General features: G+C 70.4%; 3 protein-coding genes. 1 reads left to right on the top strand and 2 read right to left on the bottom strand.

Annotation, left to right across the window (positions count from 1 at the left end):
* Positions 1–78 precede the first annotated feature (78 nt).
* The gene (locus tag HB370_RS34610) at positions 79–699 is read right to left on the bottom strand and encodes a hypothetical protein (protein ID WP_157855602.1); all 621 of its coding nucleotides are present in this window, start codon (positions 697–699) and stop codon (positions 79–81) included.
* Positions 700–1,436: 737 nt separating this feature from the next.
* Positions 1,437–11,111: a polymorphic toxin-type HINT domain-containing protein gene (locus HB370_RS34605; protein ID WP_051815909.1), complete on the bottom strand. Its 9,675-nt coding sequence runs from the start codon at positions 11,109–11,111 to the stop codon at positions 1,437–1,439.
* A 325-nt stretch (positions 11,112–11,436) separates the two neighbouring features.
* Between HB370_RS34605 and HB370_RS34600 the strand changes: the two genes are divergently transcribed.
* Positions 11,437–13,410 carry a tachylectin-related carbohydrate-binding protein gene (locus HB370_RS34600; RefSeq protein WP_051815923.1) on the top strand — a complete coding sequence of 658 codons (1,974 nt, stop codon included), beginning with the start codon at positions 11,437–11,439 and terminating at the stop codon, positions 13,408–13,410.
* Positions 13,411–13,596 lie beyond the last annotated feature (186 nt).

Genomic DNA, 13,596 nt, shown 5'->3' with positions numbered 1-13,596 from the left:
GTTCCGTGCACGACGCAGGTGTCTGGCGGGTCCTGGTGGATCCGCCGGACACGTGGGTGACGCGGAGTGCTCCTGGTGTCAGTGAGCGTGCTCGCGCATCTTCGGGTGGGCGGGGGGCGGTGCGGTGTGCCGGGAGGGTGCGAGCTCGGGCGCCTTCTCCCGGGCGCCGTGGAAGCTGGTGACCGAGGCGTACTCGTAGCCCGACCAGACGTCGCCGCCGCGCCATGCGGAGCCGTCCCAGACGTAGGCCGCGGCGAGCGTGCCGTAGTAGCCCTGCCCGCAGGACTGCCACCCGCCCCAGTCGAACACCAGCTCAGGCCCCCAGGGTCCGGGGAACTCGCCACCCGTCTGCCCCGTGGCACCGTACTTCCAGTTGCTGGTACGGCACACCGTCCAGGCGGAGCCGTTCCAGTGGTAGACGGTTGCCCGTGTGGCGGCCCAGCCGTCGGGCCTGGACAGACCGGTGCCGCACCCTTGGGTGAGCGCGTAGGTGTGGGAGTACGCCAGGTTGCCGGACAGCGCGCCGGGGCGCTTGTGGTCGATTCCCGCGTCACCGCGGACGCACAGGCCGGGCCCGTTGTACACGGTCACCCCTCTGGCCCAGGTCCACGCGTTCGCCGGCTGTGTCCAGACGGCGGCCACCAGCAAGGCGACGGCCGTACACAACACGGCCCTCAGAGTCAGGCGGATTGCTGCCATGGTCCCTCCGTTTGTCGGCCCCCCACGCGCCGGGCTCCCGCGAGCCGTTCGGGACACGCGACCGGTTCCGTCGGGTACCGGTGGGAGCGGGAGTGGTCAGCTGGATACGCCGGGGGGCGGGTGACGCGGGCCGGTGTACTCACGGCCCCACGGGACGAGGTGCTTTCGAGACCGCGCACCAGATGGTCCCGAGCGGGTGGGCCTCCCTCGGCCCACCGCCCCCACCATAGGCGATCCGGTCGTCACCCGCCTGCCGGCAGCCCTCAGCGCTTATTGGTCGTCATTCTCCGGGACGCCGCGGCGTCGACTCCTGGAGAATTCATCGGCCAAACTTTTTTCGAATTCCTCCTTCTGATTCTCATCCCAGTACTTGACGGAGCGCCATCGCTCCTGATCGTACTCTTCATGCCACGTCCATGAAGATACCAGCGACCACAGGGCGTTCCATGATATTGCGACCTGCATGCGCATCAATGGCTGCACCTCGTCACTCCGGTCCGAGAAGGACAGAGAATGTCGAAGCGTTACCACGAGGTGATGCAGGGCACTTCTGACTGTGCGCGCCATTTGCCGCTCGTCGGATCCACGCTCCGCCTGAGCAAGTCGCGCGGTTCGCGCCATGAGAAACGATTCCAGGCGTGTGACATCACCGAGGGTGATGTCACACCCATAACGCAGCGGCCGGCTTGGGGCCTCCGAGTCTTCCAAGCCCTTCCCCAATCAACCGGGTTGGATCGCTACCTCTCCCAGATCGGCTCATCGTAGTCGAAGTCGATCTCGCCCCACTCATCCTTCTTCCAGGCCCGGGTCACATGCTGCCACGGAATTCCACCCTCGAAGGCTATCTCCGCCTCGTGGGCATTCGGATTCATGCCGCCCATTCGCTCGTTGACGTCGATGCCACCCGGCGCCCCACGAATCTCGTACACATACCCCTCCCTGGCGTAGGTGGGGAATGTGGCGGCAGTCTGCGCATGCCTGGACGTCGATACGAAGTTGCTGGGGGTATTGTTCTCTACGTAGTCTCCGAGGTTGGTTCCCCCGTCCGGGTTTCGGGGCATGAACCCGCCGGCCTCTTGGATCTCGGCGGGCGACCGCGTATCGCCGCGATAAACCGTACCGCAGTTGTGCACCAGGACCGGCGTGGCCCCGGCGAGCACATAGTACGTATGGGCCCTGTCGACCGTCAGGTTGTAGACCGCTGCCTGCTGGGTCCAGGCGGTGACCGCCTCGATCTTCACCTGGGTGCCCGAGCCGGTGCGGAGCCACTCGCCGGGGCGCAGTTCTCCGGCCTTCAGCCACTTCTTCAGGTCCGGGACCCAGAAGGGGTGGCCCTCGGTGGCCGTGATGGTGTCCGTCGCCCGGCCCCGGTCGCCGTCCGTGTCGATCGTGACCTTGACGAGGTTCTTCGCGCCCTTGCCCTCGATCGTGGCGGTGACCCTCTCCTTGGAGGTCTTCCCGGTCGTCGGGTCGGTGGCGAGGACCTCGTCGCCCTCCTTCACCTCCTCGATCGGCTTGCGGCTGCCGTCGGCCATCACCACTTCCGTACCGGGTACGAAGCTGTTGCCGCTGGCGAGAGAGGCGACGTCCCGGGCGGTGGAGACGCATTCCCCGATGGACTCGGCCTCGTCGAGGACCTTCTTGCCCTTTTCCGCCGCCTTCGCGATCTGGTCCGCGTACTTCGCCGCCTTCGCCGTCATCCGGCCGGCCTTCGCCGCCCGGACCGCCGCCGCGCCGGCGCCGCCGAGGACGATGCCGCCCACGGTCGCCGCCGCCCAGGCGCAGGACTCCATGTCGCCCGTGGTGACACAGTCCTTGATGTCGTTGAAGCCGGTGACATCTCCGACGAAGTTGCCGACCGTCTTGACGTCGTCCCAGACCTCGCCCCAGTCGACCGCGTCCGAGACGGTCTCCACGACGCTGCCGACCTGCTTGACGACCTCGTCGCGGATGGCGTCCGCGGCCCTGGCGGCGTCGGCGACCACCTGGACGGCCGCGCCGACGATGATCGCCGGCAGGTTCGGGTCGGCCGTGACGATCGCCTTGCCGACGGCGATCAGCGGTTTGGTGGCCGCGACGATCGCCGGGATCGGGTTGTGCCGGGCCGCGAAGGAGGCCGCCTGCCTGGCCTTCTGGGTGACGTAGACCTTGGCCTGGTACGCGGCCCTGATGGCCTGTCTCGCCTTCTCACGGGCCCACTGGGTGACGCCGGTCTTCTGGCCGACCCACTTGACCGCGTTGACCGTGGCGTCGACGACCGTCTTCAGACCCGACTTGCGGTACACCCAACTGGCGCCCTTGCCCACGTACTTCAGGGCCAGTTTGAGCGCCGAGCCCGGGTTGTTCCACGCCCACTGCACGCCGTGCCAGACGGACTTGGCGGTCCTGGCCGTCCAACTCGCGCCCTGCCGGAGCTTCTTGCCCGTCCAGTTCGCGCCCTGGCGGAGCTTCTTGCCCGTCCAGTTCACGGCCTTGCTGCACCAGCCGCAGCTCGGCCAGTGGCCGTCCGGGTCGGTGTAGTCCAGTGGGGCGCCGGCGCCGTAGGTGTAGCGGTTGGCCAGGATGGAGGCGCCGGAGGTGTAGAGGTAGGAGTCCCGGGAGTCGAAGCTTCCGGTGCCCGGGTCGTACCAGCGGGACTGCATGTTGACCTGGTCGGTGTCCGGGTCGGTCCAGTCGCCCTGGTACCCCGCGTTGCCGGCGGTACCGGCCGTGCCGGTCGTGCCGAGCACCTGGCCGAAGGGGTCGAAGGCCGTGGACTCGTCCAGGGCGGCGGCCGCGCCGTCCGCGGCGGACATGCTGCCGACGACGTCGCCGTGCTTGTCCTCCAGCGTCAGCCGGGCCGGGCCGCCGCCCTCGGCGACCGAGAGCAGTTCGTCCGCCGCGCCACGGCCGTACGTGGCGGTCTGGTCCTTGACCGGGTCGGGTGCGAAGCCGGCGTAGGAGAAGTCCGTGCCGTTGCGGGACGCGATCCGGTCCAGCGAGTCGTAGGTGTACTCCGTGCCGGACTCGCCCGCCTTCACCAGCCGGTCGAAGGCGTCGAAGGTGAAGTCCTCCTTCAGTCCGGAGCTGGTGCGCGACGCGAGGGTGCCGCGTGAGGTGTAGTCGTAGGTGTAGTCGCCGTCGGACAGCAGCCGGTTGCGCTCGTCGAAGGTGGCGGTCCTGTCGCCGTTCTTCACGCGGTTGCCGCTGTCGTCCCAGCCGTACGCCGTCGTCCTGCCGTCGGCCGTCCAGGAGGTGAGGCGGCCGGCCTGGTCGTAGCCGTAGGTGTTGGTCCCGGCCTTCGCGGTGCCGGCCGTGGTCTTGGACGTCAGCCGGTCGTCGTCGTCATAGCCGTAGTCGGTCGAGGCCATCGTCTGGCCGGCGCTGTTCTTGAGCGTGTCGGTGTCGAGGCGGCCCAGGTCGTCGTAGGTGAGGCCGCGGGACTGGCCCGCGCCGTAGTCGACCTTCTTCAGCGCGCCGGCGCCGTCGTAGGTGTAGGTCTGCCGCACACCGGTGAGCGGGTCGGTCGCCGAGGTCAGCTGCCGGCCGGCGTAGCCGAAGAGCGCGGTTCCGGCCGCGTCGGTGCGGCTGGTGAGCCGGCCGTCGCTGTCGTACTCGTACGTGGCGTCGCCGAGCGGGCCGGTCGCCTTCAGCAGCGCGCCCCGGTCGTCGTACTCGTAGGTGTTGTCGCCCTTCGGGGAGGAGGCCCTGGTGAGCCGGCCCGCCGCGTCGTACTGGAACTGCCGTTCGGCGGTGGCCGCTCCGGTGCCCGTGCCGGTCTCGCGGACCAGCTGTCCCGCCTTGTCGTAGGCGCGCTCGCGGACCACACCGCCCGGGGCGGTGGCCTTCACGGGCTGCCCGGCGGCGTCGTAGGCGGTGGTCCAGGTGCGGGCCTGCGGTGCCGGGTCGCGGTCGGTGGCGGGTTCGATCACCGACTCGGCGAGGCCGAGCGAATTGAACGTGTAGATCGTGGAGTTGCCGCGGCCGTCCGTGTAGCGGGTGCGGTTGCCGAGCGCGTCGTAGCCGAAGGACGTGGTGATCGACTTGGTGTCGGAGACCGGCTCGGTCTGGCTGGTCAGCCGGTTGAGGGCGTCGTAGGTGTACGTCGTCGCGCGGTTCAGCGGGTTGGTCGAGGTGACCAGGTTGCCCGCCTTGTCGTAGCCGTAGCCGGCCTTGCGCAGGAGGTTGCCCGCCGGGTCCAGGTCCTGGTCCTGGACGAGCTGCCCGAGCTGGTCGTAGATCTTCGCCGAGGTGCGGCCCATGCCGTCCGTGCGGCGGACCTCGCGGCCCCCGGCGTCGTAGCCGAGCCGGGTGACGACGCCGCCGGGCTCCTCCATCCGGGTCAGCTGGCCGAGGCGGTCGTAGGTGAACCGGCTCTCGGCACCGCTCGGCGAGATCTGCCGCACCACGTTGCCCGCGTCGTCGTACTCGTTGCGGGTGGTGAAGGCGCCGGGCCGGGGCCTGCGCTCGATCCGCGTGGTGGTGACCGGGCGGTCCAGGTCGTCGTAGGTCGTCTCCGCGCGGGCGCCGCCGGGGTCCGTGACCGACAGGATCTCGCCGGTGCGGGTGTAGGTGTACGTCCACTGGCCGCGTTCGTCGCCGGTGCCGACGGGGACGTCCTTGACGGTGAGCCGGTTCTGGCGGTCGTAGCGGAACCTGGTCACGCGGCCGAGCGGGTCGGTGCTCTCGGTGACGTTGCCGAGCGCGTCGTAGGTCCGGGTGACGGTCGGGGCGACGGTCTCGGTGGAGCCCGGCGCGGTGTAGGCGGGCGCGGTCTCGGTGACCGGGCGGCCCAGCCGGTCGTAGGCGGTGCGGTTGAGGTTTCCGAGGGCGTCGACCGACTCGGTGACCGCGCCGAAGGTGTCGTAGCCGGTGAAGGTGGTGGGCCGGGTGGTGGTGGGCACGGCGCCGCCGGACTCGGTCGGGACGGCGGGCGCGGTGACGGAGACGGGCCGGCCGAGTTCGTCGTAGCCGTACTCGGTCTTGTTGCCCGCCGGGTCCGTCTTGGAGGTGGTGAGCCCGCGCTGGTCGTAGGTGTAGTCGGTGGTGCGCGAGTCGGTGCCGTTCTCGACCGTCTCGTGCACGACGTTGCCCGCGTCGTCGTACTCGTAGCGCACCGAGTCGCCGCTGACGCTCACCGGCCAGGGCACGTTCGACGGGGAGCCGCTGGAGGCCGTCGTCAGCACGTTGCCGGCGGGGTCGTATGTGTACGTCGTGCGGCGGGCCAGCCCGTCGGGGTCCGTGACCTCGGACTTCACCCGGCCGACCAGGTCGTAGGTGTACGCGGTGACGAGCGTGCCGTTCGCGGTGGTCTCGGTCAGGACGTTGCCGGCGCCGTCGTAGGTGTCGGACTCCACGAGGATGTCGCGCTTGGTGCCGTCGGGGTTGTGGAAGTCCTTGAGCGTGATCGACTTGACCAGGTCGTCGCCGTAGTACTGGTAGACCAGCGAGCGGCCCATCGAGTCGGTGTGCCGGACGAGCCGGCCGCTCATGTCGTAGGCGTAGGACTGCAGGACGGTGTAGTCGTCGTCGCCGCCGTCGTCCTCCCAGTCGCGCAGCCGGGTCTCGGCCAGCATGTTGCGCGCGGTGTAGACGTAGTCGAAGTGGTTGCCGTTCGCGTCCACCATCGAGGTCTTGTTGCCGAAGACGTCGTAGGTGTAGGCGGTTTCGTTGCCCTCCGCGTCGGTGACCAGTTCCGGACGGCCGTGGTCGTCGAGGCCGAAGGTCATCACGCGGGTGGCGTCGCCGCCCAGCAGGTCGCTGATCTCCGTGCGCACCACGTTGCCGTCGGCGTCGTAGTCCGTGGTGGTCCGCTGCTGGTGCCGGCCCGAGGTGACGGCGTTGGTCGCCGGCGGGTCGGTCAGGGTGCGGACCCGGGAGAGCTTGTCGTAGGTGAAGGCGGACGTCGTGCCGGCCGGCTGGGCGTCCGTGACGACGGTCTCGGTGAGCTTGCGGCCCAGCGCGTCGTAGGTGTACTTGGTGACGCGGCCGGACGGCTCGGTCACCCAGGCCAGGTCGCCGTTCTTGTAGTACTGGTAGCGGGTGATCTTCCCGCGCGGGTCGGCGGTGGTGAGCGGCAGGCCGGTGGGCGTGTTGCCGCCGCCTATGGCCGGCTCGGCGCCGGTGGTGTACGTGTTCCTGGCCGTGCCGCCGTCGGGCGCCGTCTGGGTGAGCAGCGCGCCGCTGGTGTTGTAGGCGTACTTGGTGAGGTAGCGGTTGTCGGTGGGGCCGGTGGAGCGGCCGTCGCGGGTCTCGGACGGCTGGTCGGCCCGCAGGTCGAAGTCGCCGGTGGTCGTCGGGTAGGTGGTGTACGAGGTCTGGCAGTCGCCGGCCGCACGGCAGGTCGTCCGGCTGGTGACGTTGCCCCGGTCGTCGTAGCCGAGGGTGACCTTGTCGCCGTTCTCGCTGGTGATCCCGGTCTGGAAGCCGTTGTCGTCGTAGGTGAAGGAGCGGATGGCGACGCCGTCGACGGGGTAGCGGATGAAGTCCGGTCCGTCGCCGCTCCGGCCGGGCGGAGTCGTGCAGAAGGCCGGGTCGCCCGGGTCGGGCTGGGTGCAGACCTGGCCGGGGTCGGTCGGTGACGGGGACGCGGTGACGGGCTCCCGGGCGCCGAGCGCCATCGGCTCGCCGTAGCGCAGCAGCCGCGAGGACAGGCCGTCGTACTCGTAGAAGTACGGGGCGTCCATCGGGTCGCGCACCTCGACGGTGCGGCGCAGGTCCCGGTCGTTGCCGAAGACCGCGGGCGTCCCGATCCGCCAGGTGCCGCCGTTGCGGTCGGTGTACTCCTGGACGCGGTCGCGGGCGGTGTCGTACTGGACCTCGGAGGCGGTGCGGCCGCTCGGCAGCGTCGTCTTCGTCAGGACGTCGGCGGTGCGGCCGCCCTCGCGGTAGTGGGCGGTGACGGCCGCCGTGCCCAGCGGGTGGTGGTAGACGGCGACGTCGTCGATGGTGCCCGCGAAGGACTTGGCGGCGGTGGAGCCCCAGCCCGGCCAGGAGGCGGGGGTGGTGGCGTGGGCGGCGCCGATCTGGTTGTAGGTGAGGCTGCCCTGCAGCGGCTGCTTGCCGGTGAGGGTCCCGGAGAGCTTGCCGTCGAGGTAGAGGCTCTGGGTGGAGCCGGACAGCGACAGCACCGCGTGGTGCCACTGGCCGTCGTTGACGTTCTTGGTGATGTCGGTGACCGGCCCGGCCGTGCCGGTCCAGAACTGGCCGCGGAGCTTGCCGTCGGTGCCGACGTACAGCAGGGGGACGCCGGTGCCCGGGGTGGTGCCCCAGGCCTTGTCCTGGTACCCGACGAGCGGACCGCCGACGCCGCCGGCGATGGTCTTGAACCACACCTCCACCGCCGCGTCACGGCTCTTCTTCAGCGTGCCGGCGGGCAGGTCGACGCGGGAGGCGGTGCCGTTGAAGGACGCGGCGGTGCCGGGGTCGCCGCTGATCGCGCCGGCGGCCTTCAGGGTGACGTTCTGGTAGGTGCCGCGGTCCTTGCCGAGGTTGGCCTCGTTGGCGCTGTTCGCCGCGGTGCCCTCCTCCTCGCCCAGGCGCCAGTAGGACTCGGGGCGGGAGTCGAGCACGGTGGTGGCGTAGTGGCTGCCGGTGCCGTAGGTGTACTGGGTGCAGCCGTTCAGCGGGTCACAGACCTTGTCCAGCAGGTCGCCGGTGTAGCTGTACGTCCAGGTGAGCGGGGCGCCGTCGACCGGGGTGGTCTGCACCCTGGTGACGTGCGCGCCGGTCCAGGTGAAGGTCAGCGAGCGCGCGGTGCGGTTGTTGGTCGCGGTCACGAGCTTGCCGGCGCTGTAGGTGTAGGTGACCGAGTTGGAGTAGGCGTCGGTGATCCTGGCGAGCAGACCGGTCGTGCCGAAGTCGTACGTCGTGCCGGACTTGTCCTGGAGTTTGTAGGTGCCGGCCGTGGAGTCGAGGGTCAGCTTGGCGAAGCGCCCGGGCGGCGGGGCGTAGGTCCCGTCCGCGTTCTTGCCGAAGCGGACGTCCTGGCCGTCGGGGTAGCGGATGACGACATTGCCGCTGCCGTCGTCGTCCGGGGTGAGCCGCATGTCGAAGCGGCTGGTCCAGCCGGCGCCGAAGGCGAGGTCGCGCCGCGGGTCGAGGCTGTTGTACGTACGGATCAGGGTCAGGTCGGGGCCGACGCCGGCGAGGGAGGCGTCGGTGGCGCTCGCGGTGTAGTTGCCGACGTTCGGGTCGTACTCCTTGCCCTGCGCCCCGGAGAGCCGCGAGGTGATCTCGGGCTGCGGAACGGTGGCGACCAGGGCCACCTGCTGGGTGGGGACCTCGTTGGACGCGTCCTTGACGAAGCCGCGCCACAGATAGGTCTTGCCCCACTTCAGCCGGCCGGCGGGCACCGGGTAGGCCGAGCCGGTCTGGTAGGCGGAGGTCGTGCAGGCGGCCGGTTTGCCGTCCTTGTCCGCCTCGCAGATCTCGAACTTGTACTGGAGCGAGGACCCGGGGGGCGCGTCGATGTCGACGCCGGCCGCCCACAGCTGCGGGGTCAGGGTCTGGGCCTGGTAGCCGTTGGGCGGGAACTGCTCCTTGACCACCGGCGCGATGTCGAAGACCTGGATGGTCAGCCGGCCCGGCGGCACCTGCTCGTCGGTGAAGACCTTGCCGCCCTGGCGCACCATCGTGAAGTCGAGCATGTAGACGCCCGGCGGGAGGGCCTTGATGGTGGCGTCGACCGTCGCCTTGGCGCCGTGGGCCACGTTGCCGGTGAGGCTGCCCGCACGCTGCTGCGTGACGAGCTTGCCCTTCTTGTCGTAGGCGCGGTAGGCGAGGTAGTAGGTGGCGGGCGTCCAGGTCTCGGCGCCCTTGTTGGTGACGGCCACCTTGACCTGGCCGGCCTGGTTCTGCAGCACCGGCGGGTCGGGGACGGGCTTGGGGAAGCTGTAGGACGCGTTGTACGGGGAGTGTGTGACGTACAGCTTGGGCGGGTTGGCCGTGCCCGGGCCGGTGAACTTCTTGAACGCGAGCGGGTCGGTGGCCGAGGCGCGCAGGGACAGGCCGTAGTTGGGCTGGGTGCCGTTGACCCAGCGCTGCACCAGGTCCCGGCCGCCCTTGCCGAGGTCGAACAGCTCACCGGCGGTGGGGCAGGCGGACGCCGACTGGCCGAAGCCGATGTGGCCGTAGGCGAAGGACTTCGAGGCGAGGGCGCCGCCGACGGCGGGGCCGGGGTAGGCGGTGTCGCCGCCCGCGGTCCAGGACTCGGTCACGGGGTGGACGGAGACGGAACGCGGCTTGCAGGAGGCCGAGTCGTAGTTCACGACCTGGAGCTGCACACCGAAGATCTGGTGGTACTTGAGCTCTTCGTCGAGTCCGGGGAAGCCGAGGTAGGCGGCGGTGGCGCCGTTCGGCCCCTTGCCGACCTGGAGTTCCTTGGCGTCGGTGGTGGAGCCGCCGGCCGTCATGGCGGTGGAGGCTGTCGTGGTGTCGACGGAGGGGTCGATGCGGACGGGGTAGGCGCGGGCCGGGTCGGCGAGCCACTCCCGGTCGGCGGTGACCTTCAGCGCCTGGCCGCCGTCCTGCCCCTGGACGAGTTCGTAGGAGACGGCGTGGGAGACGGACCGGGCGGCGTCCTCCATGAAGCCGGCCGGGATCACGGCGCGGGTGCGCCCCTCGGCGTCGGTCAGCAGAATCGATTCGCCGTGGGCTTCGGCGGTCAGGCCCTTCAGATGGAGCGGGAAGACGAAGCTGTCCGGGGCGGTGGCGGACTTCAGGACGAGGGTCTCCTTGGCCCCGCCGGCCCGCGCGTCCAGCCAGAGGTCGGTCCCGGGGAGCACCTGCGCGTAGGCGGCGCGGGTGCCGTCCGCGTGTCCCGCCACGGGGGCGGCGCCGCTCAGGCCGTACCCGAAGGACTCGCCGGACGGCAGCGTGACGGAGGCCAGCACGTCGGCGTCGGCCCGGCCCGCGAAGCGGACGGCCACCGAGTCGGCGGTGTTGGCCCAGCCGCCGTCCCCGTTCTCGGTGAGGGAGCTGTCGATGCCCCGCCAGTCGCCGTGCCGGTCACGGTAGTTGAGGGGGCTGGTGGAGATCTCGGTGGTGCGGGTGCCGTCACTGTTGGCGTACGTCCGGCTGTGGGCGTCCCGCCGCTCGACGATCTCCTTGCTCGTCCCGCGGTCGAAGCCCTTCACCCGCGCGGGCGGCGGCGTGGTCACCTCGGCCTTGTTCTTCCGCACCACGGGCCGGGCGGCGGGCGCGCCCTTCAGGGGGTACTTGGCCCGCAGGGACCGCGGCGCGTCGTCGTTGTGCCGGCCGCCCACGAGGTGGCCGAGCCCCTCGGCGCTGCCCCACCGCTGGGCGGGGCCCTCGGCCGCGGCCGGGTCGGCGGGGAAGAGCGGGATCCCCCCGTCGGCGACGGCGAGCGCCCCCATGGCCATGACCGCCACCATGGCGAGCGCGACGGCTCTGCCCCACCGGGTGCGCAGCATCCTGGCCGGCAGGAATTTGCGCGCGCGTATTCGATACACCGGCACAGTCCCCCCACGGGAAATACAAAGAATTGAGGGGAGCCTGACGGTCCGCCGGCCTCTTTGTCGACCCGTTGCCCAGACCATTCATCTGGGCGTGATCTTTCCGTGACCATTCCGACCTGGACGAATACGGCCATCCACGGCGCGAGTTGGCCATGAGGGGGATAAATTCCCGAACTCCCCCATGGAATCTTCATGTTCATGGAATCGAAAACTCCAAGATCATTAAGTTCATCTTTTCGCCACCGCAGCGTTCACCAAACGCTGCCTAATGTCCGTCGGCATGACTCTCGACTCATCGCCCCGAAGAACACGCTGGACCGTCCTGGCGGCCGCGATCGCCACCGTGATGCCGCTCCTCGTCGCCGCGCCCGGCACCGCACACGCCGCCGAGTCCGCGTCCTGCACCGCCACCGGCCCCGCCTACGCGCTCGACTCCGCGGGCAAGCTGCTCCGTTACGACATGCCGACACCGCTCTCGGGCGGCACCCTGAGCAGCCCCGCGCAGATCGACACGGGCTGGTCCGGCTACGGCCGCATGCTGGCCGGGCCGTCGGCGCAGTTCTACGGCATCAAGTCCGACGGGCTCTACCTCAGCCACCGGATCAGCTCCACCGCCACCTGGGACATCCACCACAAGAAGATCAGCGACAGCTTCGGCTGGCTGACCAAGGCCGAGGACCGCAACCAGGTCACCATCGACCGCGCCGGCTGGATCTGGGTGCTCGACAACGCCGGGGCGCTGCGCGCGTACAAGTACGACGTGGCGGACGGCACCTGGGTCGCCGGCAGCGGCAAGATCCTCGACCAGGGCTGGGACCGCTACAACCTGATCGTCGCGGCGGACGCCGGCGTGCTCTACGGGCGCTCGGCCACCGACGGAAAGCTCTACCGCTCCCGCTACGACTTCGCCAGCCAGCGCTGGATCGAGCGCCATGTCGTGGAGAGCCTCGCGGACTGGAACCTGTACACCAAGGGCATCACGTCGATCGGCGGGGACACCCTGCTCGGCGTCAACGCCGCCGGCCAGGCCCACTACTACCGGTTCGACGAGAACGTCCGCGACTTCCCCGTCTACAAGACCACCGTCGGCACGGCCGGCTGGGACGACTACACCAATGTCGCGGGCGCCCCGGACGCCTGCCGGATCCTCAACAACCACACGCCCGCGGCGACTTCGGTGCCGCTGGAGTCGTACACCCCCAACGCCGTCACGCAGGGACCCGACGGCAAGATCGAGCTGGCCTACACCGACAACGTCGGCCGTCTGGTCCACGGCCGCACCGACCCGGCCGACATCAACGGCGCCCAGTGGACGGTGATCTCCGGTCAGGAGGCGTTCACCGGCACGCCGTCGCTCTCCTCCCACACCGACGGCCGCGTCGTCGTCACCGCCCACAACACCTCCGGCAGGGTCTGGCAGCGCAACCAGACCGTCAAGGGCGCCGCCGACTGGGGCGACTGGATAGACCTGGGCGGCGCCATGGCCCAGCACCCCGTCACCGGCAAGACGCCGACCGGGCTGATGACCCAGTTCGCCCTCGACGCCGGCGGCACCCCCTGGTACCGCATCCAGCAGCGCGCCAACGTCGACTTCATGGGCTGGATGCGGCTCACCGGCACCGGCTTCACCGGTCCCCTGCGCGCCGTCACCGTGCGCGACGGCATCCAGCTCTTCGCCAAGAACGGCTCCGGAACGCTGAGCACCGCCCTCTTCAAGGAGGACGGCACCCTCTCCGCGTGGACCTCCCTCGGCAGCCCGGCGGTCACGGGCGCCCCGTCCGTCGTCGTCTACCCCGGCTACCGCATCCGTCTGTTCGCCACCGACACGGGCGGCAACGTGATCACCGCCGGCCAGTCCGCCGAAGGCGGCGCCTACGGCACGTGGGACACCGTCGCCGGCATCACCGCACAGGGCTCCCCCAGCGCGGTGCTCTCCCCGCTGACCGGTCTCACCGAGATCGTCGTCCGGGGCACCGACAACCTCGTCTACAACACCGGTGAGATCACTCAGGGCAGCGCCGAGTGGCGCACCTGGAAGCCGAGGACCTACCAGGGCGACGCCGCGGCCACCGAGCCGGTCGCCTTCACCTACACCAACCCCAACGGTGTGACCTGGGGCTTCACCTTCCGCAGCGCCGACAACCAGACCCGTATCTACGAGGTCGGCCAGAGCGCTTCGCTCAGCGCGATGCGCGCCGCCGCCGACGCGCCGGAATTCCGGGCCCACGAACTGCCCGCCCCGCCGGCCGGGTGATCACGCCGCAGAAGCCGTAGCCAAGGCCGCGGCGGCCCGACGGCCGCCCCTCCTCCGCAGCCGCCCGCTCCGCCCCGCGTTCCTCCCGTCCCGCTGGCACGGGCACGGGGCGGACCGGGCGGCGGTCCGCTCACGGCCGGGGGCCCACCACGGGCCCGCACCCGCTCCAGAAAGGTCCGCGCCGCC

Origin of the sequence: Streptomyces sp. DSM 40868, from assembly GCF_011820545.1 — a bacterium.
Taxonomy (GTDB): Bacteria; Actinomycetota; Actinomycetes; order Streptomycetales; family Streptomycetaceae; genus Streptomyces; species Streptomyces eurythermus.
Note: the sequence above shows the minus strand (reverse complement) of the source record. Positions and strands in the feature narration are given on the sequence as shown.